Raw genomic sequence first — 26984 nt, forward strand, 5'->3', positions numbered from 1 at the left:
TAAATCAATCCACCAATCCCATTTTTTTAAGCAAAAAGCTTGCATTCATGTTCTGACAAATGCCTTCTTGGAATTGGTAATCAAAGAAAAGTTCACCATCTACAATTCGTGCATCGAAGAAGTAGTTGGACACTTTTTTCTGTTCTTCCGCTACCGTGCATAAACTTAAATCATGGGTGGCTATTATCCCAGTTCCTCCTAAGCGCACCAATTTGTCCACGAATTTTTGCGAACCCAAGGCCTTATCCTTGCTGTTGGTTCCTTTTAATATTTCGTCCAAAACGATGAAGTACTTGTCCTTTCCCATTTCCTCCATGATAAACTTCAGTCGTTTTAGCTCACTAAAGAAATAACTTTCCTCGTCGGCAAGGCTATCGGTGGTCCTCATACTGGTTATCAATTTAATTGGGGAATATACTACTGAGTGTGCGCAAACCGGAAGGCCAATATTGGCCATTACCAATTGAAGGGAAACTGTTCGTAAAAAAGTACTTTTCCCGGCCATATTTGCGCCGGTAACTATGAAAAACTCATCATTTGCAATGCTTATGTCATTTTGGATGGCTTTACCAGGGTCAAGCAAAGGGTGGGTCAGCCCCTTACACTCCAAAGTTTTTGAGGTAGTTGCAATTTTGGGATATGTATGATTCTGATGATTAAAGGCATAATTGCCCAAACTGTTGAAAGCATCAAAAAAAGAAATGGCCTCGAACCATTTTGGAATCCGGTCTTTGTTATCCCCAATCCAATTTTCGATAGCATGGCAAATCATCAAATCCCTCAGAAAAAAACCATTCAAAATAAACCCAACCAGGACGTTGTTACGTTGGTCTAGTCGATCTAGCAATCTGGAAAATTTCTTTAGCACTTGGGAGCTAGTGTAATCTCCCTCGTCTACCTTTCCTTTTTGTTCATGCAAAAGTTCAGCTCGGAATTCTTCATTTTCAATAAGTGCGAGCAAGCGTGAATATTGGGTAAAGGTGTTTTGGATTTTGGATGCATCAGCCGAAAGTTTGTTGGTCTTTTTCAAAAAGCGACCAGTGATTCCCAATCCCAAAACAAAAACCAATAACAACCAAAACCAGGATATCATGCTCATAAAACATCCTATGGTCACCGCTATGGAAATCGATGAAAAAATATATGCCAAGGTGAGTATGGACGGTGGGATAAATGATATATATCCGCTAAGCCAAGAAACAATTTTGGAGGCTGGGAGCTGCGTTTTTACCAGGACGGCAGTTGCACCAAATTCCTGTCGCCATTCAGGTTTTGTGGATAGCTCTTTGATAGCGGCTTGTTTTACTTCTATCTGTTCAATATTGTTCGATTGCAGCAGGCTCGCCAGTCGTTTGGCACCGCTTTCCAAGGCTGTCCTATTCAGATATTGATAAAAAGACCCCCGTCCAAACAAATCGATATCAGAACCAAACCAATGGTCGGCGTCCATGTATTCCTTTCCATCGGGCAAATCGTAAAAATCCCTCTTGAGTACCTTCAACTCCTTTTGGTTCCGTGACAAAAGTTCGCCCGTCAGCTCATACTGATACCGCAACTTGTTGTGCCGTAACACCAAGAAAACAAAAGTCCCGATTCCGAAGAAGAGTATTGGAACTAAAAATTGAGCCTTGTCCCAGCACAAATAGGTTCCTAAAATTGTGAGCACCACAACCAAAAGTCGTATGCTGCTGGAAACATCGAGTTTTTTTTTGATTTCACTGAGCCGCGTTTCAAACTTCCGCAGCTGGGTTTCATAAAAAGAATGGGGATTCACACTCATAAAATCGCCTAAACCTATACAGGTAGTTCTCGTCCTTTATAGGAGGCGATAAATTTAGGCGAATTCATTGGAATCCCCATTTTTGGGCGGCCTATTCCTCTATAGACAGGTAATTAAGGTTTAAACTGTTGAATTGCCGGTTAAACTCTTGCATTTCTTTATCAACCAGGGCATCAAATGCATCCAATTCCGTATTGATTTTTGATGTCAACTCGTTTTTAACAGCTACATCCTGTGCCGTTGGCGGGAAATCGTCAATGGAAACCAGGCTATTGAGATGCCCCAATTTATTGGTCAAACGAATTGGGAAATTCAAGGGATCTTGATTACTCCGGTTCTTGGTCTGGTACAGCGCTTTTTCTATTGCGCCGAAACGCTCCTTCATTTCGTTTGCTTTTTTCACCAATTCCTTGGTTTCTTCATTGTCTTTGTATTGCTTCGCGAATGCCGCCAAGAGCTCATTGATCTTTCGGATTTTTTTGATGGATTGGTGTGCTTTATCCACAGTGGAATTGATATCCGAAATAAAATCATACTGTCTTTGCATATCGGCTATCGAAACTTCTGCCCTTGGGTCTGCCAAAATCTTGAATTCTTGGGTTTGATCAGCCCCATTAACATTGAGGTGTACCTTATAAGAGCCGGGCACCGCCTTGGCACCGTTTAGGTTGGCCCACCAAAGAATCATTCCCTTCAACTTTTCTGCGCCCTTGCCCCGGGTATCCCAAACATGGGTGTTCCCTCCTTTTTTAGCTTTCAGTTTCTTTTTGTCCTCTTTGGCGAAAGAACTATAGGATGCCAAGGTATCCCCGCTCATAGAGGTATAGGTGAGTTGAATACTGTCTTTTTCAGATTTATTCTTGAGATAGAAATGCGTAATCACACCATTGGGATGATTTTGTCCTTCGGTTTTTGAAGGTTCTTTGGCTGCTGATCCTTTGGTTCTGTAGCTATCCTTTGGCCTATAAAGAATATTTCCTGCGCTTTTCTTGGAAGCGTCCAGTTGGTGTAGCACTGTTAAATCATCAATAATCCAAATACTTCTTCCTTGGGTGGCCACCACCAAATTATTGTCTTTTATGGTCAAATCCGTGATAGGAACAATTGGCAAATTCAATTGGAACTTATCCCATCTTTGTCCATCATTGAAAGAAATATACATGCCGGTTTCCGTGCCTGCATACAGTAAACCCTTTCTTTTTGGGTCTTCCCGAAGGGCTCTTGTAAAATGCTCTGAGTTTATACCATTCGTTATTTTTGTCCAGGTTTGCCCATAGTCAGTAGTCTTGTACAAGTAGGGTTGGAAATCCCCTAACTTATATCTTGTGGCAGCCACGTAGCAAGTTCCCTCATCAAAAGCAGAAGGTTCCACGCTATTGATCATGCTCCATTCTGGTAAGTTGGGAGGCGTTACATTTTCCCAATTCGCCCCTCCGTCCTTGGAAACATGGATAAGTCCATCATCACTTCCTACCCAAAGTAGACCTTCCTTTATGGGACTTTCATTGGCAGCAAAAATGGTGCAGTAGTATTCTACTCCAGTATTATCTTGGGTGATGGGACCTCCACTGCTCACCAACTTTGTTGGGTCGTTTCTGGTAAGGTCGCCACTTAACAGTTCCCAGCTCTGCCCTTCATTGGTGCTCAGGTGCACATGATTGGAAAAGGTGTACAGTTTCTTGGGATTATGTTTGCTGAAAATGATGGGAAAGTTCCATTGAAAACGGTACTTCATTCCTTCCGCTCCATACCCCATGGGGTTGTCCGGCCATACGTTTATGCCACGCACAGTTCCCTTATCATGGTTGACTCGGGTCAAAAATCCGCCATAACTACCCCCGTAAACAATATCATTATTGGTGGGGTCCACCGCTATATGGGCAGATTCACCACCTGCGGTGGGTTCCCAATCTTCCTCACTAATAGATTCGTCATCGCTTCTATGATTGATTCGAATTGTGGAATTATCCTGCTGCGCCACATAAATGCGATACGGGAATGCATTATCCGTGGTCACCCTATAAAATTGTGCTGTTGGTTGGTTGTAATATGTACTCCATGTTTCTCCTCCGTCATAACTTACCTGTGCGCCGCCATCATCACCAATAATCATGCGTTTGGAATTTTCTGGTGATATCCATAAATCGTGATGGTCCCCATGAGGTGCATTGAAGGTATTGAATGTTTTTCCTCCATCGGTAGATTTATGGTAACGAACATTCAGCACATAAACGACATCTTCATCCTCTGTATCGGCATAAACGCGGGTGTAATACCATGCGCGTTGTCGTAGTTTACGTTCGCTGTTGACCTGAGCCCATTTTTTTCCTCCGTCTTCGGAACGGTAAAGTCCCCCTTTTTCCTTGTGTTCAACAATGGCCCATACCCGATCACTATTTTTGGGAGAAACGGTAACTCCTATAATACCAAGTGTATCTTTGGGAAAACCCTCGTTTTTGGAAATCTCTGTCCAAGTTTCACCACTGTCGGTACTTTTCCAAAGTGCAGAACCATCTCCTCCGCTACTCAAACTATAGGGTGTCCTCTTGGCCCGCCATGTTGACGCGTACAAAATTCTAGGATTGTTCGGGTCTATGGTGAGATCAACTGCACCTGCCTGATCATTTACAAATAGAACCTGTCTCCAAGTGTTACCACCATCTGTACTTTTATACACTCCTCGTTCCTTGGTAGGCTTATAAATATTTCCCAGAACCGCCGCATACACGGTATTGTAATCTGTTGGATGAATCCGGATTCTTGGGACATGTCGACTCTTTTCAAGTCCTGCCTTTTCCCAAGTTTTTCCGGCATCCTCGGTTTTCCAAATGCCATATCCACTGGATACGTTTCCGCGTAAGGTCTTCTCGCCCCCGCCAACATAAATCACATTGGGGTCACTTTTGGCTACTTCAACAGCGCCTATGCTTCCCCCAAAATATCCGTCGGAAATATTCTCCCATGAACGACCGCCATCCAAAGTTTTCCATACTCCCCCACCGGTGGCTCCAAAGTAAAATAGATTGGGTTCTCCAGGAACACCGGTCACTGCGGCAGAACGACCGCCACGGAAAGGTCCAACCAAACGGTACTCAAGACTTGAATACAGTTCCTCAGGATACTCCGGTCCACTTTGATTGTTCCTTTTTCTTTGGGATTGGACAGATGTTGCAAATAGGCAACAGGCCAGCACTAAAATGCCGGCTTTGACAAAAGATAATTTCATTTTCAAGGTGTTGAATTAGTCGATCTTAAATGTAGGGAAAAAGCCGCAATGATTTCCCCTTACATTTCAAAAATGGTAATTTGGTCTTCATGGTCAAAAAATCAATCTTAATAGTACTGTTGTTCGCATTTTTTTTAAGTTCCGCACAACAAAAACGTCTCAGGGACCACGGAATTGAAATCGGAGTGCTAAATCCGGGTCCATTAAATGCGGTTACCGATGTTCCCGGAGTACGTGTAGGACATACCACTCTAATCAAAGGAGACAATGTTAGAACAGGTGTGACCGCCATTCTACCGCATTCGGATAATATTTTTCAAAAAAAAGTCCCTGCGGCTATATTTCTGGGTAATGGATTTGGAAAATTGGCTGGATATTCCCAGGTCAAGGAATTGGGAAATTTGGAAACCCCTATCGTCTTAACAAATACTCTAGGAGTGGCAACAGCGGTTAATGCTGTTGTGGATTACACCCTAAACCTTCCCCATAATGAAGCTGTGCAATCGGTCAATGCGGTTGTAGGTGAGACCAACGATGGTTACCTAAATGACATTCGTGGTAGACACCTAACCGAAAAGGACGTGCTATTGGCCATAGAAAACGCAGAGCCCGGACCCGTTAAAGAGGGGAATGTTGGAGCTGGAACCGGGACCGTTTGTTTTGGCTTTAAAGGCGGTATTGGAACATCCTCTAGGGTAGTTCCCAAAGAAGCAGGTGGTTATACCGTTGGTGTACTAGCGCAAACCAATTTTGGCGGAATGTTAAAGATAGCAGGAGTAGATGTAGGAAAGCAAATGGGTCATTATTCGGACAGTTTTAAATACGCCACCGACGGATCCTGCATGATGGTTGTCCTTACCAATGCTCCACTGAATTCCAGAAACTTAGAGCGATTGGCCAAGAGGGCCATGTTGGGTTTAGCAAGGACTGGAGGAATAGCAAGCAACGGCAGCGGCGACTATGTAATTGCAGTTTCCACGGCTGAAGCTTCAAGAATTCCTTATGTAAGTGAACAGCTGGCCACATCTGCACCAGCCATGAGAAATGAAGCCATGACCCCACTGTTCTTAGCCACAATTGAAGCAACGGAGGAAGCAATTTTGAACTCGCTTTTTACAGCAGAAAGTATGATCGGTAGAAAGGGACACAAAATAGAAGCTCTGCCCAAAACGGAGGTGTTGGAGATGCTAAGGGAAGCCGGAAAAATTCGCTGATTATTATTTCCTTCAATCTTACCTTTTTTATAGCTTTAGAAACAAATACAAAAAACACTGCACCATGGATATTTTTAGCAAGATCAAAGAAAAGCTCACCCATGAGTTTATAGACATTATTGAATGGTTGGATTATACCGATGACACTATCGCCCATCGGTTTGAACGCTACCAAAACGAAATAAAGAACGGAGCCAAACTTATTGTCCGGGAAGGGCAGACAGCCGTATTTGTCAACGAAGGGCAATTGGCCGATGTCTTCACTCCAGGAACCTACGACCTTACCACTAAAAACCTACCTATTTTAGCCACTTTGAAGGGGTGGAAGTATGGATTCAATTCTCCTTTTAAGGCTGAAGTTTATTTTGTGAATACCCATTTGTTTACGGATGAAAAATGGGGTACCAAAAGCCCAATAACCCTAAGTGATGATCGTTTTGGGCTTGTTGAAATCCGTGCCTTTGGAACTTACGCCTTCAAAATATCGGATGCAGGAAAGTTCATTGTTGATATTGTTGGGACCGACAATAACTTCACCAATTTTGAAATCAATGAACACCTCAAAAGTCTTATCGCGACCCGATTTACGGATACTGTGGGGGAAGCCAACCTTCCTATAGAATTATACGCGGCAAATACCTCCGAACTCTCAGAAACTTGTCAAGAGGTGATGAAACCTGAATTCTTGTCGGTGGGAATCTCACTGGAGAAATTTTACATTGAAAACGTTTCCATGCCGGAAGACCTTAAAAAGGAAATCTTTGAATACAGCCGAATTGACAAACTGGACCTGGACAAACTCACTAAGTTTAAAACGGCCAAGGCTATTGAGGCCGCGGCCAAAAACGAAGGTGGAACCGCCGGTGCCGGAATGGGCATGGGTATGGGCTTTGTCCTGGCACAGCAAATGGGTGGGATGATGTCGCCCCAAATGGGAGGCGCCGCGCAAAGACCACAGCCGGGAGCTGCTGTACCCCCTCCAATGCCAGTTCAAGTCCAATACTTTTATGCCGTCAATGGGGCACAACAAGGGCCAGTCTCCTTCGAACAACTTCAAGCACTCTTTGCAGGTAGGACCATTAACCGGGATAGTTTGGTTTGGAAGCAGGGAATGGCCAACTGGACCGCTTTAAAAGATGTGGAAGAACTAAAATCGTTCCTCGGTGGAAACACCCCTCCTCCATTGCCAAATTCTTAATTTTTGGAACCATCAATTCAAGAAACGGAACTCAAGAAGTCTTGCGTAAATTGCGGGGCGGAGCTCAAATATAAACCTGGCACTACCGCTATAAGCTGCGAATATTGCGGGCATCAAGAATCCATTCAAGTCAATGAAAATGGATTTGAGGAATTGGAACTCTATCCCTACCTCAGGGATATGGGTGCCCAGAAGCACAGTGAGGAAATATCCATGCTCCATTGCAAAAACTGTGGTGCCAACCAACATGTGGAGGAGAACTATAAATCTTTACATTGTGTGTATTGCAGCATGCCGTTAATTCTTGAAGATGCCTACAAGGAAGAATGGATTTTACCAGGTGCTGTATTACCCTTTCAAATAGAAAAGGAAAAGTCCTTTCTTATTTTCAAAAAATGGGTGGACCGATTATGGTGGGCGCCCAACAAACTAAAGAAAGCATCCCTCGATCCCCAATTCACAAAGGGACTCTACCTACCCTATTGGACCTTTGACGCCCAATTGGCTGCACGGTATACAGGGCAACGGGGCGAATACTATTACGAAACCCGACGGGTTCGGGACGCCAATGGAAAAATGGTAAGCAAGCGGGTACGAAAAACACGGTGGTATCCGGCTTCGGGAAGGGTATCTGGCTTTGTGGACGATACCTTGATCAAGGCCTCGCAGCAACGTTCGGGGAGAATCCCGGGGAAAATAGCTAGATGGAATTTGAAAAAACTCCAGCCTTTTAGCAGTAGTTTTTTGGCTGGATTTGTTACTGAAAAATATACCATCCCTCTAAAGGAAGGACATTTACATTCCAAAGAAGTGGCGCGAGATATTGCCAAGCGATGGTGTAGACGAGACATTGGGGGAGATACCCAACGTGTTACGAGCATGGACATGGAACTTAGTGATGAGACATTCAAGCATATTTTGCTTCCGGTTTACATCAGCGCATACAGATATAATGGTAAGGAGTACCATTTTTTTATCAATGGGGAAAATGGGCAAATTTCCGGGTCTCGACCTTATAGTTTTTGGAAAATCTTTTTAGCTGTGGTCTTTGCTCTCATATTGATAGGAATTTTAATATATTTTGGTCAAGGATAACACCATGAAACGGATTTTTTTCTTCTTCTTTATCAGTTTGATCTTGGCATGCAATACCACAACTTTAACCGAAGACAATTGGCGGGTGGTTCTAAAAACAGATCGTGATGGAAGCGTATTAAGTGGAAGCAAAGCCAATCTGATGGATGCCATCAGAGCCGGGCAGGATTTAAAAATAGGTTGGGGAGTAAAACGCGAAGATTTGTCCATTGAACACATTTCTTCTCCCATTTGGCTGGCCATTTTAAGCGAACAAGAGGTCATGGTACACTTGGACCCCCAGGTACTTTCCACTATAGAGTGGGATAGTCTTAATGCCCATTACAAGAACTCTGACCTATTGCAGCAAGAATGGCGGGTAGTGCTCACCACAAAAGGTGACTTTGATGCAGTTTGGTATGACAAAAAAGCGGATACACTTGTACGAAGGTGGCCTCAAAAACACAGAATGACCTGGTTTGCAGAGGGCAAAAAGCCAGTAAAACCGGTTCCATTTTTTAACTAAATCTTAAAATTCTGGCCTTCAGGAATTGGATTGCTTACCTTTAAACCATGGCCAAACAAATAAGCTTAGTGACCATTTTTGTGCTTTTGAACATGGGGCTTGGTCGCATGTTCCAAGCAAGTTTGGATGCAAGCTGTTTCTCGGAACTTTCCATTTTGGCCATAACCAGCTTTGTGTTTTGGAATTTTTCGGCCAAACAAATCAGAACATGGGGCGGTAAATGGGCTGTGACCAGCACCGGAAAAAACCTCCTAATTCAAAGTGGGCTTGGGTTATCAGCCTCCATGGTGAATATTATAATTGGACAGGTTTTGGTAGTTTTCCTAATGACCACCATTTACAATTGTACCTCACCAAGCTTCAATGTGCTGAATGCCAGCCTTACCAATAATGTTGCGGTAAATCTTCTGTGCTATTTTGCTTTACTTTTCTACTTTATCCAAAAAGGACGAAACCCTGAACCTATTCAACAGGATGACATCCAAAAAACGAACCATAGAATTTCGGTTTCCAAAAAAGGTTTTCAATTTTTATTGGAACCCCATGAGATCATCTATGTGGAAACCAGTAATAATTGCGTAGTACTTCATACCGAAAAAGGGAAATTTGTAAAATATCAAAGCCTTAAATCCTTATCGGAACATCTTTGCCCAGATACCTTTAAGCGTGTGCATAGATCATATTTGGTCAATGCCGATTTTGTAGATCGGATACAGAAAAACCAAAGTGGGGATGGCAGATTGCACCTAAAGACCGGAGATCACATAAAATTCAGTCGCACGTACCAACAGCAGCTGGTCCAAATCTGACCCGCGACTGGCCCTTTTTTTTCCGCAGCTTGCACCACTACTTTTTTTTGCCTTGACCGACCTATCTAGATTTGACCAAAACGGTTGAATCTTATGCGAAATATTTTGGGTCTTGTGTTAGCTTTTTTCCCCTTGGTGGTACTCTCCCAGGAATACCTGAATAGCACAGAAAACATTCATGCCACCACTAAAGAACTTAAATTGGATGGGTTTTTGGACGAAGACCTCTGGAAGGAAGCCAAGAACTTTCCATTTGTGGAATGGCGCCCCGATTGGGGAGCAAAAGACAGCCTTACCCAACTCTATATCACATTCGACAATGATTTTCTCTATGTAGGGTTAGATGCCAAAGACCAAAATCCGGAGCAGATCATTGGTAGAAATTTGGTGCGGGATGGTTGGTACGGAGACGATTATTTCGCCTTTCAAATTGATCCCAACAGAACCCGAAAGAACGCTTTTATTTTTAGTATTTACCCCACCGGAAGTAGGTATGACGATGCCATTTACAATGACAATGTACCCTTGGGCAATGCGCCCTCAACACCAGCTTACGACATGATTTGGGAGGGTAAGACCCAGATTACAGACAAGGGTTGGCAGGCCGAATACAAGATTCCGTTGTCCAACCTAAGGTTTGAAATCCGCAATGGGGAAGTACTCGGGGGTATATCTGCCCATAGGACCATTAACTACGACAACAAATTGATGGTCTATCCAGAAGTACCACAAAACATAACTGGGGCAAATGGGAAACCTTCACTAAAAAAGCCGGTACGATTTGTTGGGCTACAGCCTAAAAAAGACCTTCAGATTACACCTTACCTTTTGGCATCGACCCAAAATTCTTTTAACCTAAACGGAACCGGAGCCGAATATGAACAGAACGCGTTCCATGAACTGGATGCCGGTTTGGATGTTCGCTATGGAATTACACCTAGCTTGACCTTGGACCTCACACTGAACACTGATTTTTCGCAGGTGGAGATTGATGATCAAATCGTAAATCTGGGTCGGGTTTCCATTTTTTTCCCCGAAAGACGAAAGTTCTTTTTACAACAATCCGGACTCTTTGATTTTGACGTAGGCATCCTTTCCCAACTTTTTTATAGCCGCACCATAGGTATCAATAATGGGCAGCTTACTCCCATTCTTGGGGGTGCCAAATTTAGCGGGGAACTTGGAAACTGGGATTTAGGATTTCTCTCATTACAGACCGAAGGCACCCGGATAAATGAGGAGGCGCTTCCAACCGAAAACTTTTCTGTACTTCGACTGCGGAGAAAGGTTTTTAACGACCGTTCCTTTATTGGGTTTATGGCCACAAACAGGGCACGAAAAGACTATATCAATACCGCTTTGGGTGTGGATGCCATGATCGATGTGGGCGATGAGAACTTTATAATCACTTCCGTGGCCACCACCGTGGAAGGGGAAAATTTTTCGAGTGCGGACTACAACCTTGTGGATAATTCCCGTTTTGCCTTTCAATTTGCACGCCGCAAACGGGACGGATGGTTTTATAGAAGTGCCTATGAGTTTTCAGGGAAGGCGTTCAATCCGGGTATGGGGTTTTTGCTTCGCGAGAAGCACCACAATTTTTATTTGGGGTTGAATCATGGCAAGTTCAACACGGACAGAACCAAAAATACATTGCAATACAGAAGGTGGATGCCCATTAATTCGGATCTGTACTTTACCCCCGACTTTTCGGACGTGCTTACCTGGTATAACAGAAGTCATTGGACGGGACGTTTTTTCAATAATGATGAAATTACCATCTTTGGTCAGGTCCAATACGAGTATCTACAGGAACCACTTCAGTTCTCCAACACCATCATAATACCTCCAGGCGATTACTTCTACACTTATTATGGTGCATCGTACTCAAGTGGTTTTCAGCGAGCTTTTAAATTCCCAGTTTCTGCTGAATATGGCAGCTTTTTTGATGGGGGAAACCTTCAATTTGAGCTGTCCCCAGAATGGAGCATCAACGAACATTTCACTATAGAAGGTTCTTGGCGGTTAAACTACCTGAATTTCAAAAACAGAAACATAAATGAATGGATCAATGTGCCACAGTTGAGAATGAATTGGGCCTACGACTTACATCTTTCCGGTAGCATAACGGCCCAATACAATTCCATTCAAGATCAAATATTTACAAGTGCAAGGCTCCGATATAATTTCCGGGATGGGCACAACCTATATATAGTTTACAATCAAGATTACAACACAGACCGAATGCAGTTCTCCCAGGAACTTCCGCTTTTCAACAATCAACTGGTCACCTTAAAATATGTATATACCTTCTTTTAATCCATCATATGAAAAAAACTATTTTAATCGCATCTTCTTTACTTATACTCAGCAATTGCTGTACTAAAAACGAGCAACAACAACCCGCTGCGGTTTTGGCAACCGTTCAAAATACAAGCATACGGGGTGTCTGGGATTTGGTGAGCACCTATAGTTATGAAAACAACCAGGTTGTAGACACATTTTATGTTCCACCGAACCCAAGAATGGTAAAGATTTTCTACAAAACCAAGTATATGTGGTCCCACAAACCCAAGGACTCCTTGGAATGGCATGCATTTGGGACCTATGAAATGGTCGGCGACACCCTGATTCAAAAAAGGGAATATTGCTCCAGACCAATGGAGGGTCATTCGGTAGAGACAAAATTGAAAGTAATCCTGGAAAAGGATACGTACACCCAAATACATTTTGACCCCAAAGGGGAAGCTTTCTACGCCGAAAACTATAAACGAATTGAATAATAAATCAGAAACAGATGAAGAAAACAGCAATGATAGTATTGGTCATGCTTTTAATAGCCTCTTGCCAATCAAAATCCAAAGAACCCAAAATCCTATCCAGTATCATTACTGCTGAGGATGAGGGTATTCTAAGAAACCTCAAGGAAGTGCAATGGCCAAAAGCCTATAGGGAACAGGACACCATGCTATTGGACAGGATATTGGGCGAAGATTTCCAAATGATCGACGCAGGTGGAACTTGGTCCAACAAAGCCAAGGAATTGGAATATATCAAGGTCAACGCCATGCAACACGATTCCTTTTACTATGAAATAAAGCGTATGGATATCTTGGACAATGGAACCGCATTGATTTGCGGAACTGGCCACATCCTAAACGATTCTGTCGAAACCATCTATCAAAGCAGTAATATTTTGATTAAACGGGATGGTTTCTGGAAGGCCGTAGCCTCCCATGTCTCGGGTATCAAACCAATGCCATAGCATCCTGTTAAATTATTCCCAAGCCTAAGATAATAGACACTTCAAAAAAGTGATTCATCTAAATTCCATCTTCAAAGAAAACACATGGGAAAAAAGTGTATTATCGGTACATTGTTGATACTGCTAGCTGGCTGTAAGTATCAACCTAATGGAAAAGAAATTTTAGCTAAAATCAAGAGTCATTATGACCAGAAGCCGACCGCCGGTCTGCACGTTTCATATCAGCAAGTTGGCTTCAATCCGTATCAAAGTTACGATTATGAACATCCGGATAGTTTACGCTCCATGCACATGGTCAATTTGGACGGACAACGTTTTTTCGCAGAGCGAAGGGCCTGGTTTCCTGGCGGTTTTGAGTTTGGATTAAAGGAATTTCAGCAAGATTCCGTTGGGTATCAATATGATCTTAAAGGGATCGTTTTAGGGAAAAGGGTCATAAAGCAACCTAAGGAACGTATTGAAGAAGTAAGAGAAGAGCTTACCGAACTTGTGGATTTCAGATTTTCACAAAAGTTCCTTTCCCAAGAAGATAGGGTTAGTGTGGATACCCTGGATTTTCGGAAAAATCTAACCACGCTAATCCAAATTACTGATGAACAAGACACTTTAAAGGTTACGTACCAGATAGAGCCAGTAGCCTTACAATCTATCTCATTCAACGGGTCGGAAGAGGAGTGGCTGTTTAATAATATAAACGGAGGAAGTTATATGGATGGCATACAGCATTTTAAAAATGGTTCTCTCAAGGGTTTGTACACCCTTGAACAAGTGAAACAAATCAACAGTATAGCACAAGAGCATTTTTACATTCCGGAAGAATATTCAATGTACCAACCAGAGAAAAAGCAACCAAGTGTTGAAAAGATTGGTCCCGATCTTTACTTGGTCAAATCCCTCCCCGCAGACAGAAATGTTCTCTTCACCACAGACCCAAATGGAATCACAGTTTTTGGAGCCCCTATTTCAGATCGCCTTTCCCAACTGGTCATCGATCTTATAACAACCCGGTTCCCTGAGGAACAAATCCATGCGGTTTACGTTACCCATGCCCATAGTGATCATATTGGCGGCCTACCGGCCTACGCCAAACTGGGAGCGACCATCTTAGCGGATGCTTACAGCATATTGGCGATCAAAGCCTATCCAAAGTTTGGGGATACAATCGATTCTTTTGTTTTTAAGGAGGTAGTGAACGAGTCAGTTATAGGGGATGCACAATTTTTCGTTGTGGACAACTCCCATAGCAAAGGCCAGAGTTTTGTATACTTTAGGGCCAATGAAGTCATGTATCAGGGTGATTTTTTTGAGATTCCGGCCGATAACACTTTCCCTCACTATGTGCCAAATGCTACCCGGGAGTTTATGGAGTTTATTGCTACCCGAAACCTAAGTGTTAAAAGAATTGTAGCACATCACCGTAATGATTTTATCACCATGGACTTGCTCCAAATGTATTATGACTCCAAAAAATAAATGCTCTTGGTAAAGAAACGTTCTTGGCAGCTTATTGTTTTGATTCTCCTTTTGGGAGCTGGTATCCACACCCTAAAAGCACAGAAAGTCAAAAATCACTCATTGTATTCCAAGTACTTGAAAGAACGACGGAATATTCAGGTGCAACTGCCAAAAGATTATGCAGTTTCAGACCGGGCCTATCCGGTGTTGATCGTTTTGGATGGCGAGTATGTTTTTGATTATGCCAGAGGCGCTGCTTCCTTTTTAAGCAACGCCTTTGGTTTTTTTCCACAATTGATTGTTGTTGGCATTCCGAACACGGATAGAAATCGCGACCTTTTTGTGGATTTAAAACCGGATGGGCCCTATTTAAAATTCATTTCGTTTTTGGAGCATGAAGTGTTGTCCTTTATTAAGAATCGTTATCGGAGCAACGGCTTTGAAATTTTATACGGATGGTCATCAGGCGCCGGCATTGTCAACTACATCGCCGTGAAAAACCCTAAACTGTTCAATGCCTATATTTTGGCTGGAGCTGGAATTGGTCCTAAAACCGAAGCTTTTATCAAGACGGAGTTAAAACCCGAAAGTTATACCCAAGCATTTCTTTTTGCATCTGCGGAAGGCAGCACACCGAGAGCGGAAGGCCTAAAAAAACATAGGGCCTTGCTCCAAGCTCTCAATCCAAAAGGGCTTGATTGGGAATTTAAAGTTTATGAAAATCAAAGTCATGTGGCCGCTATGTCCAAAGGTCTCTACGATGGTCTGGAATTCGTTTTTAAGTCCTATCATATTCCTGAATCCATAACAACGGAAGGTGCTGAAAAAGTCATCAACTATTACCGGGACCTTAAAAGGTTTTATGGCTATCAAGTTGAAATTCCCGAAGGAGCATTGAACGAAATCAGCAGTGCATTACAACCTAAACAGGCCATTAGACTCTTGGATTATGGTTTGAAAATTTATCCGAAAAGCAGTCTTATAATGGCCGCCAAAGCAGGTCGGTATCTAGAGTTGGGGGATGGGCAAAAAGCAAAACACGAGTATCAAAATGCATTGAAACATGCAACTTCCAAACTTGATAAACACAAGTATCATTCGCTGCTGAAAGAACTTTCAAAGCCCAATAAAAATTAAGCCTGTAGGCCCTAAACGGTTTAACATAAATTTTAAATCTTATGAAAAAATATTCATTAACATTGAATAACCTATTCAACCTGAAAGCTTTATGAAACTTCTTGCTTGGAGTCTTGCACTTATGTCTTGCTCTCTTACCGCACAGACAGAACTATCATTTCAAAAGGATCTATTCCCGGAGGGAATTGCCATCCACCCCATTACTAAAAAAGTTTATCTAAACAGTTTGTTGCACAACAAAATTGTGTGTAGCAATTTGGATGGAACCCATGCAGAAGAATTCACGGGAAAGGATGAATATGGTTACCTCTCCGGGTTTGGAATGACCATAAAGGGCGACACTCTTTACGCCCTGGGAAATAGTTTGCCCAAACCCCAAAACAAGTCCGTTTTTTTGTTGCTAAATACCAAAACAGGGAAACTCATTACATCTTATGCCTTAAAAGAAACCGGTTTTGCCTACCTCAACGATTTGGCGGTTGGCGGCAACGGTGAGATTTTCATAACGGATTCTGAAAGTGAGAAAATCTATACCATCAACAAACAGGAAGACAAATTGGAAGTCTTCCTAACCCATGATGAGCTGAAACATTGCAATGGTATTGCCATTTCCGAAGACGATAAATTCCTGTATTTGGCATCCTACACCAGCGGTTTGCGCGTAGTGGATATTGCCACGAAAAAGTTGGTGAACAAACCTAACCAATACAAAGGAATAGATGGGCTCAAATGGTATAAAAACAGTCTGATTGCCCTTGTGAACACCCGAAGGGACGCCACCCAAAATGGAGTGTATCGATTTCAGCTCAATCCAAACCAATCTGAGATAACGAACGAAAAAAAGATAGCTGCCTTTCAAGAAGAAACCGATATTCCAACAACCTTCGCCATCCTAAAAGACTCACTTTATTTTGTGGACGATTCCCAAATGGATAATATGAATCAGGAAACCTACCAAATCCGTGATTCCTCCAAGCTGGAACACTACAATTTGATGGGTATTCCCTTAAGTCCGAATGTTTATGTCAAAAATTATTGCACTGAAATAGGTCGGTTCGACCTGACTTTTGACTCGGATGAAGTGGTTGGGGCCTATCTACTAAAACACAAAAATGCGCTAGGAGGCGTTTGGGGGAAACTTGAAGGTTTTAAAATGACAGGCAGATGGATGGATGCGGACGGCAGAGGGGATATCATTCTAACATTTACGGAAGATTTCTCCTTTTTTACGGCGGATTATCGAAGCGATGGCGAACCGGAAAAATGGTATATCGATTATTGGCATGGCGCCCTGCGGCCCAATATGGATACCTCATTTGATTTCAACGCTAAAACTTTTACCTGTGAATAGCCTCAAAGTAATTTCAGTACTCGTAGTTTTTTCGTTCATGAGTTGCAAGGAACAACCTCCTCAATCAGAGCTAAAACAGGAAAAGCCCAAACACTATGGGCCATTTTTCGGGGTCGTTCCATTGGACAAACCTCAATTGCTGGCTCCTGAATTACTGGCGTCCCCTGCCACGGAATACAACGGTACATTTTCCCCAGATGGCACCCAATTTTATTACACTACGGACATGCCCTACACCGCCTATATCACTTTTACGGAGATGCAGGCCGACAGTAGTTGGAGCGACCCAAGAATCGCCCCTTTTTCTGGTGAATATTCGGATTTTGACCCGCTTTTTTCACCGGATGGGAATCGAGTTTATTTTAGCTCGAGCAGACCAAAGGCGGACAATGAGAACAGTAAGATTTGGTATGTGGAGCGAAAAGATTTTGGCTGGAGTAACCCTATTCGGGTGGTTTTGACTGGAGAAGAAGACAACGAGTATTACAGTTCCCTGACGCATTCCGGGAATCTGTACTTTAATATCTGGTCCAAGGGAGATATTTACAGGGCAGTTCCCTCGGATTCTGCCTATACTGTTGAAGTTTTACCTGAAAGTATCAATGCCGGAGGAAATAAGGGCGATCCCTTTGTTGATCCCGATGAAAGGTATATGATTTTTCGTGGCTATGATGACACTTTAGGGAGAGGTGATCTTTATATCAGTTTTAATATGGAGGGTGAATGGACAACTCCTGAAAATTTAGGGGAACCCATCAACTCCAGTTCACATGAAATGTGCCCATGGGTAAGTCAGGATGGAAAGCTCTTTATTTTTGCCAGTGATAGATTGGAAACTCCAGCTGAAGCCAAGGCGCTGGACCCCATTAAAAAAATTAATGGCACCCATAACAGTGGGAAGCTAAACCTATATTATATGTCCACCGATTTCATTGAGGAAATGAAAGAAAAACACCAAGCAGATTAATCCAGAAATTCCAAACAGACAGGACTCCCCATCTGAATTTCATTTAAAAAGGTCAAAGTGCCCAGCTCCTCGTCCCTGGAAAAAATGGTGATGTGGTTGCTACGTTGATTGGCAACAAGCAAGAACTTTCCTGAAGGGTCCAAACTGAAATTCCTAGGCCAGTCCCCATGCACTGAGGTCCTTCCAACGGTACTTAATTTCCCAGTTTTTCCGTCCACTGAAAAAACCACAATAGAATTTTCACCACGATTGGATCCATAAAGGAACCTCCCATCTTCGGACAGATGAATGTCTGCACAAAAACTATCCCCTTCAAAATCCTCAGCAAGTGTCCCTATGGTTTGGATTTCATTGTAGGCTTCCCCATTCTTTTGCAAAACCGTAACCGTGGAATTCAGTTCATTGATTATATAGAGTATTCCTGTTTTACCAAAGGTAAAATGTCTCGGCCCTGCTCCCTCGGCCATGTTTATGGATACTTGTTTCGAAGGAACAAATAGCTTGTCCTGCAGTTGGTATCGCTTGACCGCATCCAGACCAAGATCGGCCACAAAAAGTCCGTCGGAGGTGAAATTGGCCATGTGGGCATGGGCAATTTTGGTGGTATCCAAAGCCTTATGGTCAATGAGCTGTGCTTCTTCTGGTAGAGAGCCATCTTCTTTCAACTTAAAAATAGAAACATTGCCGCCACTATAATTTGACGCGGCTAAAAACCCATCTTCGGAGAGGGATACATGGCATGGGTGAGCACCCCGGGTCCCAGCGCTATTTTGTAGCTCCAGTAGACTGTCCTGTAGCTTAAAGGCGGTTACCCCTCCACCCAAACTATCAAAATCGGCGGTTTCCTGAACAGCATATAGATGTTTCTTGTCCGAAGAAATCTTTAAAAAAGAGGGATTGGGCAGTTCGGCCATAAGAGTCTTTTCCCCTAGCTCCCCGGTTTCGGCATCAAAGGTAAATCGATATATCCCTTTGCTGTCCCCATCGGTATAGGTCCCTACAAAAAGTTGATGTTTTTTTACCATAGTTTTTTTCTCCGAGCAGCCCATCACCCCAAGGAGCAATAAGGCCAAAATCAAACTGAATAATCGCATCTCTATGAATCTGTTTTGCTAAAAGTAATAACTATAAATGGATTCCAGATTTTCTTTTCCTAGGTCTTTATATTTTTGGGTCATGGGTCAGGATGTTGTTTTATTGGTTTTAAGTTGTTTGGGAATCGCCCAAGCCCTGTTCTTAATCAGTTATCTGTTGACTTTAGGGAAACCGGATGACCGGACCAGTTTTTTTCTGGCCATGGTTATTTTAGGATTGACTATTCGGATTGGAAAATCCATTCTCAATGTCCATTTAGATCTTGAACCATGGCAGCGAAACCTAGGAATCTCTGGAGTTTTATTGACAGGTCCTTTTCTTTGGTTTTACACCAAGGGACTGTTGGTGAATTTTAAGGCACTCCGACGCAAAGATTATTTACATCTACTTCCTTTTTTCTTCTTTGTGCTCTTTGCCGCTATCATCCCAAATGATGGCAGGGCAATTTCGTATCTCATTTATGTTTTGGTCTTTGTTCATTTAGCCTGTTATCTTGGGTTGTCCTTGTCGGTGTTGATCACAAATGGGGAAAATGTACATAGACAACGAAGTACATGGGTCAGAAATCTAATCATAGGCGTTGGTCTTATTTGGATTTTCTATATGGGGAATCTGGGTGGTATATTCCCGTTTTATATTGGGGGTGCAGTATCCTTTTCTTTTTTGATCTATATTTTCTCTTTTCTATTTCTTCAGAAACATGCCTTTCGTTTGGGGAAGTACAATGCATCGACCATGGATAAGTCCCATTCCTCTGCGCTTTTTGGTTCCATAAAAACCATGTTGGTCGAGGAAGAACTCTTTTTGGACCCAAAACTCTCTCTGGAATCCATGGCTAAAAAAATGGGCGTATCCCCTCGCAAATTATCGCAGGCCATCAATGAAAACGGGCATAAGAATTTTTCTGAATTCGTCAACGACCATCGCATTGAAAAAGCTAAAAAACTACTGTCCGACCCTGAACAGGCTCAAGAAAAAATAGCAGGAATAGCCTATGACTGTGGTTTTGGCAATGTGACCTCTTTTAATTTGGCATTCAAAGCCAGGAACCACCAAACTCCATCTTCCTTTAGAAAAAAGGCATTGCTCGCCAGTGGGTGATTTTTCGTTTTAAGAATCATGATTTTTAAAGTCTTCTTCCAAAGATTTTGTCTCCTTTGTGCAAAATCAATGAGATGAAAAATTTGATTTGTTTAGGAGTGCTCACACTGGGCCTGTGTATTTCGTGCCAACCAAAAAAACAAGACGTCTCGGTTGCACAGCCACATAAAAAGGTAATGCTGGACGGGCTAAATCACCCATGGAGCATAGCCTTTCTCTCAGCTGATGAAGCCCTAATATCAGAGAAAGATGGTCATCTGCTCAAGGTGAACCTCAAAACCAAGGAGAAACAAATTCTAAAAGGTTTTCCTGAAGATCTAACGGATAGCATCCGGGTAGTTAATTTAGGGGACAACTCAGGTATTTTTGAGATTTTGATCGACCCCGATTTTGGGACAGTGCCATGGGTCTATTTTAGCTATACGGCCAAAAAACCAGGTTATGGTACCACCACCAAGGTCGTAAGGGCAAAATTGCAAAACGATTCTCTTTATGGTCATCAAACGCTGCTTGAGGCCGAACCCTACACCCAAGAATATTTCCATTATGGTGGTGGAATGGTCTTTGGACCCGATGGAAAGCTCTATGTCACCATTGGGGAACGTTTATTTTGGGAACGGGATGAACCTGAATTGCCCATTGCCCAAGATCTTACCGATAAGAGAGGTAAAATCTATCGCATCAATCAAGATGGAAGCATTCCCGAGGACAACCCAAATCTTGGGCCCGATGCCATTCCCGGCATCTATGCGCTAGGAATCCGGGCTGCCCAGGGCATCACCGTGCAACCAGAGTCTGATAAAATCTGGTTCAGTGAACACGGTACCATTCAGGGTGATGAAATCAATATTTTAAGAGCAGGAGCCAACTATGGCTGGCCCAATGTAACTTCCGGAAAGTTGCGCAGCACGGACTACACCCCTCCGGAAATAGAGGGAGCCACCTTTACCCCTCCGATTTGGTTTTGGCACCATACAGTGGCACCAACTGGGCTTACCTTCTATACCGGTGATGAATTTCCACAATGGAAAAACAACCTCATCGTGCCAGGTCTTTCCAGAGGTAGTTTATGGCGTTTCCAATTGGAAAATGAAACTATTAAAAGCGCAGAGGAGTTATTTATCGATGACCGTGTTCGCATACGTAAGGCTAGGCAAAGTCCAGATGGAAAACTATACATCCTTACTGATGAAGATGACGGAAAACTTATTCAAATCACACCTTTAAATTCAAAACTTAAATTATGAAAATGCGAAATTCAATATTGATCGTACTCACATTATTTTCTGCAATTACCTTAACGGCCCAATCTGAGGAATCGGAAATTAGAGCGGCCCTCCAAGAGTACGTGGATGGATCTTCATACAACAACCCCGAACAGATTACTTCTGTTTTTTATGAGGAAGCCGACCTGTTTCTGTCGAAAAGGGATGAGGAACTATGGGTACTTAGCCCTGAGGAATATGCCAATTTGTTCAAGAAAAGGGAAAAAGGAAAATTCAACGGAAGGATTGGCAAGATTCTAAAAGTAGATCAAGCGAACAACATCGCTACTGCTAAAGTAGAAATTTCGATTCCGGCAGAAAATCTATTGTTCATTGATTTATTTCTCCTGAAAAAACTGGAAGGTAAATGGAAGATCATCAGCAAAGCTGCCACGGCTATTGATCCTTGATCGAACTAAATCCGGGGAACCAACTTGGTCTTGATTTCCTTCCAGAGATAGTATCCGGTTACAATTGTGGCCAAGGTATCCGCTATTGGAAAGGACAACCAAACTCCAAGTTCACCTATTAAGTTGGGCAACAACAAAATTAAGGGAATGAAGAAAAATCCTTGTCGGGTCAATGTCAAAAGCAGGGCTGGAATGGCCTTCCCAACCGCCTGAAAATAGGCCGCTCCAATAAGCTGCAAGGCAATAATTGGGGTGGCCGCAAAAACCAATCGCATGGCATTTGGGGCATGTTCCAAAACAAAAGCATTGGTAGCCAACTCTTCTGCCGGAAGGTTTTCTTTATTGCTTAAAAACAAGGAGGTTATGGCCTCTGGAAAAACCATCAAGCCCACAAAAACGATGCTGGCCACAAGCGCTGCATATTTAATTGCGGTGTAGATCGATTCTTTCACCCTATCGTATTTTACGGCTCCATAATTGAACCCGGCGATGGGCAGGAATCCTTGCGTAACCCCGAAGACAGGAAAGAAAGCAAACATCAACATTCTACCTATTATAGCATATACGGCCACCATGGCTTCACCTCCAAGATTGAACAAAATGTTGTTCATAAGCAGGTAGGTGATACTGGTAACCGCTTGTCTGGCCAAGGTCACAAAACCCAAAGAGCCCATTTCCTTCAAAATAGGTTGGTTAAGCCAAAAATGGGGAAGCCCAATTTTGAGCTCCGAATTTTTGGAGAGAAAGAAATATAAGATATAAGCAAAGCAGAAAAGATATCCGGCGGTAGTGGCCCATGCTGCACCGTGCATACCCCAATCAAATACATAAATAAAGATGTAGTCCATGAGCAGGTTCCCTACTGATGGAATGATCATGGCAATCATGGCAAACTTGGGTTTTCCTTCAGCACGAATTACGGTATTCCCCATCATACAAAGTGCCAAAAAAGGAACTCCATAAAGGACAATAGTGTAGTAGATTTTGGCCAAGGGAAAAATACTGCCCTTTCCACCAAAAGCAGGAATAAGGTCATTCACAAAATATAGACCTAAGGCCACCATGGATACCGTGACGAGCAGTGTGAGGGTTATTTGGTTCCCGAACGTTTTTAGTGCCTTTTGTTTGTCCCCAGACCCAAGGGCCCTGGAAATAATACTAGATCCCCCCACGCCAATGGCCATTCCCAATGCGGCAATAAAAAAAGAAACAGGAAGCACCACATTAATTGCAGCTATGGCTATGGAGCCAATCCAATTCCCCACAAAAATGGAATCGACCAGCACATTAAGGGACATCACCAAGATTCCTATGGATGCAGGCACGGCCTGTTTGATCAACAATTTGCCGATAGGTTCCGTTCCCAACTGATCTGAAGAGACTTTGGCCATTATTGGTGTCCCCTCTTTTTTTGATTCGGGACTTGTTTTAAGGGTTAAGGTTCGTACTGCTGCCGAACCCAAAAATTATTTAAACTGGAAGAACCTCTTTGGCCTCCCATTGGTTGACCCATTTTGCCATTAGGGATACCCAGGCATCGTTGTCATTGAGACAGGGTATATGCTTGTACGACTCTCCTCCAGCTTCCTTGAACTGCTCCTCGCCTTCCATGGCAATCTCCTCCAGAGTCTCTAGGCAATCGCTTACAAAGGCAGGAGTGATAACGGCCAGCCTGGTCTTGCCCTCCTTGGCCAATCGTTCAAATTCAAAATCGGTATAGGGCTTTAGCCATGGATCACCAGCCAGACGGGATTGAAATGAAGAACTCACCTTTTCGTCGGGTAGATTCAATTGTGCTTTAACCAATTCCGTGGTATCGTAACACTGGTGTCTATAACAGGTATGATGGGCCACAGAATTGATCTTGCAGCAATTTCCATCAATTTTACAATGGAATTTTGTAGGGTCGGATTTGCGAATATGTCTTTCCGGAATTCCATGATACGAAAAGAGGATATGATCATAATCAAACCCTTCCAGTCCATTCGCGATACTATCAGAAAGTACTTTTACATAATCCTCGTTTTTATAAAATGCGGGTAGGGTGGTCAAACGTATTTCTGGGAAATTTTCAGCTTGAACTTCCATTGCCTTGACCACTACAGTCTCAAAAGAGGACATCGCATAGTGCGGATACAAAGGTACCAGTAAAACATCGTTCACTCCTTGATCATGCAGTTCTTGCAAAGCATTCTTTATGCTCATGGAACCGTAGCGCATACCCAATGCCACCGGCATTTTGGTTTGGTTTTTTACTTTTTCAGCAAAACGTTCTGAGATAACAATTAATGGGGAACCTTCTTCCCACCAAATTTTGGAATAGGCCTCTGCTGATTTTTTTGGTCGGGTTTGCAGAATGATGCCCCTTACAATAATATTGCGCAGCCACTGAGGGGTATCAATTACCCTCCCATCCATTAGGAACTCATCCAGGTATGGTTTTACATCTTTCGGTGTTGGGCTATCAGGCGACCCCAGATTGACCAATAATACTCCTTTCATAGCAGATTGAAATAGTTTGTTTTCAAAGCCATAAAAATACTACTTGACGCTGATTTAACATTTGATTCGTCCCATTTGTTTCCTATAACTCTATAGATAATCTTAATTTAGATGGGCAAAACCAAAATTCCACATGTTTTCCAAGGCTCCATTCCTGTTTTTATGCCTTTTTACGGCACCTCTGTTCTCCCAACTCACCTGTACCCCAAAAGATTCGCTGTTGTTTAAGGAGAAAATGCAAACAATTATGGACTTGGATGTTCCTATGGAGGAACTATCCATGGCAACTATTGGCCTAACGTTTTTGGAGCAACCCTATGTGGAAAAAACACTGGAAATTGGGGAAGAGGAAACCTTGGTCATCAACCTCAGGGGCTTTGATTGCACCACTTATGTGGAAAATGTATTGGCTTTCTCCATGATGGCCAAAAGTGAAACGGAGGATTTCGAGGATTTTGTTGACAACTTAAAAACCATTCGGTATAGAAATGGTGTTTTAAATGGTTACCCCTCTCGTTTGCACTACTTTACCGATTGGATTCGAAATAACGAACAAAAGGGATTGGTAAAAGACATTACCTCGCAAATTGGTGGTAAAGCACTTCAAAAAGCCATCAATTTTATGGGGACTCACCGATCTTTGTATCCTTTTCTACAACAAGATGAAAACTTTGAAGCCATGCTCAGCGTAGAGGAGGGCCTTGCCGAAGAAACGCTTTGTATTTTGGCCCAAGAGGACATTCAAAGGCATGAGCATTTAATACGATCTGGGGACATTATTGCATTGGCGACATCCATCAAGGGATTGGATGTTACACATACAGGAATTGCCATCAAACGCGGCGGCAGAATTCATTTGCTTCATGCTTCCAGTGCCGGCTCGGTGCGAATCACCAAAGTCCCTTTGGTGGATTATCTCAAAAAAATAAAAAGTAATACGGGGATTATTGTGGCAAGACCAAATTTATTTTCGCCCTAAACACCATTCTATCGCACCCAAAAGGTGTTGTTTAAAATCAGAATCATCAAAGGCTTCCTCTGTATGGCCAAGCCCAGTATAGAAAGATCTTCCGCCATCATACTCATGGTACCAAGCTATGGGATGGTTATCTCCATTAGTGCCACCGTCGTAGCTGCTTTCGTCCAGTTTCATCAACACATTAACATTGGGGTTCAGGTTCATAAAATTGTACCATTCGTCAAAGTGGACCCACTCCTCTTTTAGATGGGCCGTTGAGGGATGTGACCGATCTACCACATCTATCTTGGCTTTTTGTTGTTGCGGATGATTCTCAAAATAGGCCCCTACAAGCTTCCCAAACCAAGGCCAGTCATATTCTGTATCCGTTGCCGCATGAATGCCCAAAAAATTCCCACCTTTATTGATATACGCTTTGAATGCATCTTGCTCTTCATCATTTAACACATCCATGGTCGTACTTAAAAAGATGATGAGTTTGTAGTTGCTCAAATTTTGTAGATTGAAATCGGAAGACGTCTCGGTCTGCAAAACAATAAATCCATTGGCTCTTCCCAATTCCTTCAAGGTTTGCACTCCTTTTTCTATGGACTTGTGTCGATACCCTGCGGTTTTGCTGAAAACCAGAACAATTTCTGGGACTTTTTGTTTTTCTTGGGCTTGAGGATTATCCTGGGCAACGGAACCCGCGACCATAAACAAGGCCAAAAGAAAAAACAGGTAGGATTTCATGATAGGCTATTTAAGTGTTTGAAGTTAAATATTTTTTGGGTGTTGTGCCATATTTCTTTTTAAAGGATGCGATAAAATGACTTGCCGTACTGTAGCCTACCTTTAAACCCACTTCATTGACATTATGCCTGCCTGTTTCCAACATTTTACGCGCATATTCCATCTTATAATCGAACAAAAAACCATAGACCGAATCCCCATATATCTGTTTGAAACCTTCTTTCAACTTCTTTAAGCTTAACCCAATTTCTTTGGAAAGTTCAGCTAGGGTCGGCGGTTCCGCCATTCGGGAAATCATGATTTCCTTCGCCATTTTTATCCGCCGTACATTATCCTCATCCGCTAAAAAGGGACATTGTTCCAAATCTGCATCCTTAGTTTTGTTGAAGTACAATGAAATCAGCTCGTAGACCTTCCCCTTTACATAGAGTTCCTTGATGGAGGGGTGGAGGTTATAGTTCATCAACTGACTCAGTACGACCGCCATAGCTGGTGAGACCAGTTCTTGCGAATAATACTTTTTCTCTTTGTTTTCTTCACTTAAAAATGGGATGTAACCAGCTTCAGAGGAAAAAAGGGAGTGAAACTTACGAATGGTCATTACTACCGATAACAACCATGAATTTGGGGACATGCATAAATTCAAGGGCAGATCTTTCTGGGTATTGTAGAGCAACAACGAGTTCTCTTCGGTTACGTCCAATTGGTAATTGCCTTCATTGAAATTAAACTTTCCAGCCCCCTTAAGACAAAAATGAAACTGGATAAAAGAGCTATCTATTTCGCGTTCTACGATTGTATTTTCTTCCGTATCATTCTGAATTTTAAGCACATAAAATCCTTCTTCCACTAAAATTTCCTCATATGAACCTTTGGCGACACTTTCCATCAAATTTTC

General features: G+C 42.7%; 23 protein-coding genes. 16 read left to right on the forward strand and 7 right to left on the reverse strand.

The genetic code is table 11. The annotated features are described in order from the left end of the window. Window positions 1-4: 4 nt before the first annotated feature. Complete coding sequence (locus BUC10_RS12250) at window positions 5-1780, reverse strand: MutS-related protein (RefSeq protein ID WP_073179966.1); 1776 nt, start codon at window positions 1778-1780, stop codon at window positions 5-7. 91 nt (window positions 1781-1871) lie between these two features. Beyond that, window positions 1872-5006 (reverse strand): WD40/YVTN/BNR-like repeat-containing protein, encoded by a 3135-nt coding sequence (locus tag BUC10_RS12255; protein ID WP_073179968.1) that lies wholly within the window; start codon window positions 5004-5006, stop codon window positions 1872-1874. An 89-nt stretch (window positions 5007-5095) separates the two neighbouring features. Between BUC10_RS12255 and BUC10_RS12260 the strand changes: the two genes are divergently transcribed. From BUC10_RS12260 to BUC10_RS17770, 12 genes are all read left to right on the forward strand, one after another. After that, window positions 5096-6220 (forward strand): DmpA family aminopeptidase, encoded by a 1125-nt coding sequence (locus BUC10_RS12260; protein WP_073179971.1) that lies wholly within the window; start codon window positions 5096-5098, stop codon window positions 6218-6220. A 64-nt stretch (window positions 6221-6284) separates the two neighbouring features. Continuing rightward, the gene (locus tag BUC10_RS12265; protein ID WP_073179973.1) at window positions 6285-7418 is read left to right on the forward strand and encodes an SPFH domain-containing protein; all 1134 of its coding nucleotides are present in this window, start codon (window positions 6285-6287) and stop codon (window positions 7416-7418) included. A gap of 3 nt (window positions 7419-7421) precedes the next feature. Beyond that, window positions 7422-8513 (forward strand): TFIIB-type zinc ribbon-containing protein, encoded by a 1092-nt coding sequence (locus tag BUC10_RS12270; RefSeq protein ID WP_073179975.1) that lies wholly within the window; start codon window positions 7422-7424, stop codon window positions 8511-8513. 4 nt (window positions 8514-8517) lie between these two features. After that, entirely contained in the window at window positions 8518-9018 is a 501-nt protein-coding gene (locus tag BUC10_RS12275; RefSeq protein ID WP_131819076.1) for a hypothetical protein, read from the forward strand. 47 nt (window positions 9019-9065) lie between these two features. After that, window positions 9066-9827: a LytR/AlgR family response regulator transcription factor gene (locus BUC10_RS12280; protein WP_073179979.1), complete on the forward strand. Its 762-nt coding sequence runs from the start codon at window positions 9066-9068 to the stop codon at window positions 9825-9827. Window positions 9828-9920: 93 nt separating this feature from the next. Beyond that, on the forward strand, window positions 9921-12146 hold the full coding sequence (locus BUC10_RS12285) for a DUF5916 domain-containing protein (RefSeq protein WP_073179981.1): 2226 nt from the start codon (window positions 9921-9923) through the stop codon (window positions 12144-12146). An 8-nt stretch (window positions 12147-12154) separates the two neighbouring features. Further along, window positions 12155-12610: a hypothetical protein gene (locus BUC10_RS12290; protein WP_073179983.1), complete on the forward strand. Its 456-nt coding sequence runs from the start codon at window positions 12155-12157 to the stop codon at window positions 12608-12610. Between the two features lie 14 nt (window positions 12611-12624). Then, window positions 12625-13092, forward strand: coding sequence for a nuclear transport factor 2 family protein (locus BUC10_RS12295; protein WP_073179986.1), 468 nt, complete (start codon window positions 12625-12627; stop codon window positions 13090-13092). 84 nt (window positions 13093-13176) lie between these two features. Further along, a complete protein-coding gene (locus BUC10_RS12300) occupies window positions 13177-14565 on the forward strand; it encodes an MBL fold metallo-hydrolase (protein ID WP_073179988.1) in 1389 nt (462 codons plus the stop codon). Between the two features lie 6 nt (window positions 14566-14571). Next, entirely contained in the window at window positions 14572-15684 is a 1113-nt protein-coding gene (locus tag BUC10_RS12305; protein WP_165614895.1) for an alpha/beta hydrolase, read from the forward strand. Window positions 15685-15775: 91 nt separating this feature from the next. Continuing rightward, window positions 15776-17035, forward strand: a complete 1260-nt coding sequence (locus tag BUC10_RS12310; RefSeq protein ID WP_073179992.1) for an SMP-30/gluconolactonase/LRE family protein — start codon at window positions 15776-15778, stop codon at window positions 17033-17035. After that, a complete protein-coding gene (locus tag BUC10_RS17770) occupies window positions 17028-18002 on the forward strand; it encodes a TolB family protein (protein ID WP_165614896.1) in 975 nt (324 codons plus the stop codon). Before BUC10_RS12310 ends, BUC10_RS17770 begins: the two co-directional genes overlap by 8 nt. Here the strand turns inward: BUC10_RS17770 and BUC10_RS12320 are convergent. Beyond that, window positions 17999-19096, reverse strand: a complete 1098-nt coding sequence (locus tag BUC10_RS12320; RefSeq protein WP_073179996.1) for a lactonase family protein — start codon at window positions 19094-19096, stop codon at window positions 17999-18001. The two genes, BUC10_RS17770 and BUC10_RS12320, sit on opposite strands and share 4 nt — an antisense overlap. Window positions 19097-19178: 82 nt before the next feature. Here BUC10_RS12320 and BUC10_RS12325 point away from each other — a divergent pair, with 82 nt between their 5' ends. From BUC10_RS12325 to BUC10_RS12335, 3 genes are all read left to right on the forward strand, one after another. After that, the gene (locus tag BUC10_RS12325) at window positions 19179-20198 is read left to right on the forward strand and encodes a helix-turn-helix domain-containing protein (protein ID WP_165614897.1); all 1020 of its coding nucleotides are present in this window, start codon (window positions 19179-19181) and stop codon (window positions 20196-20198) included. A 74-nt stretch (window positions 20199-20272) separates the two neighbouring features. Further along, window positions 20273-21445 carry a PQQ-dependent sugar dehydrogenase gene (locus BUC10_RS12330; RefSeq protein WP_073180000.1) on the forward strand — a complete coding sequence of 391 codons (1173 nt, stop codon included), beginning with the start codon at window positions 20273-20275 and terminating at the stop codon, window positions 21443-21445. A 2-nt stretch (window positions 21446-21447) separates the two neighbouring features. Next, window positions 21448-21873: a nuclear transport factor 2 family protein gene (locus tag BUC10_RS12335; protein WP_165614898.1), complete on the forward strand. Its 426-nt coding sequence runs from the start codon at window positions 21448-21450 to the stop codon at window positions 21871-21873. Between the two features lie 5 nt (window positions 21874-21878). Here BUC10_RS12335 and BUC10_RS12340 read toward each other — a convergent pair whose 3' ends face one another. Continuing rightward, window positions 21879-23264, reverse strand: coding sequence for an MATE family efflux transporter (locus BUC10_RS12340; protein ID WP_073180153.1), 1386 nt, complete (start codon window positions 23262-23264; stop codon window positions 21879-21881). A 79-nt stretch (window positions 23265-23343) separates the two neighbouring features. Continuing rightward, on the reverse strand, window positions 23344-24375 hold the full coding sequence (hemH, locus tag BUC10_RS12345) for a ferrochelatase (RefSeq protein WP_073180005.1): 1032 nt from the start codon (window positions 24373-24375) through the stop codon (window positions 23344-23346). 133 nt (window positions 24376-24508) lie between these two features. Between hemH and BUC10_RS12350 the strand changes: the two genes are divergently transcribed. After that, window positions 24509-25354: an N-acetylmuramoyl-L-alanine amidase-like domain-containing protein gene (locus BUC10_RS12350; RefSeq protein WP_073180007.1), complete on the forward strand. Its 846-nt coding sequence runs from the start codon at window positions 24509-24511 to the stop codon at window positions 25352-25354. On the opposite strand, the gene BUC10_RS12355 is transcribed toward BUC10_RS12350, so the two are convergent. Both BUC10_RS12355 and BUC10_RS12360 read right to left on the reverse strand, forming a co-directional pair. Next, the gene (locus BUC10_RS12355) at window positions 25340-26086 is read right to left on the reverse strand and encodes a ThuA domain-containing protein (protein ID WP_073180009.1); all 747 of its coding nucleotides are present in this window, start codon (window positions 26084-26086) and stop codon (window positions 25340-25342) included. The two genes, BUC10_RS12350 and BUC10_RS12355, sit on opposite strands and share 15 nt — an antisense overlap. A 10-nt stretch (window positions 26087-26096) precedes the next feature. Next, a complete protein-coding gene (locus BUC10_RS12360) occupies window positions 26097-26975 on the reverse strand; it encodes an AraC family transcriptional regulator (protein WP_073180011.1) in 879 nt (292 codons plus the stop codon). Window positions 26976-26984: the final 9 nt, after the last annotated feature.

The sequence above is a fragment of the Flagellimonas flava genome, from assembly GCF_900129665.1.
Lineage (GTDB): Bacteria > Bacteroidota > Bacteroidia > Flavobacteriales > Flavobacteriaceae > Flagellimonas > Flagellimonas flava.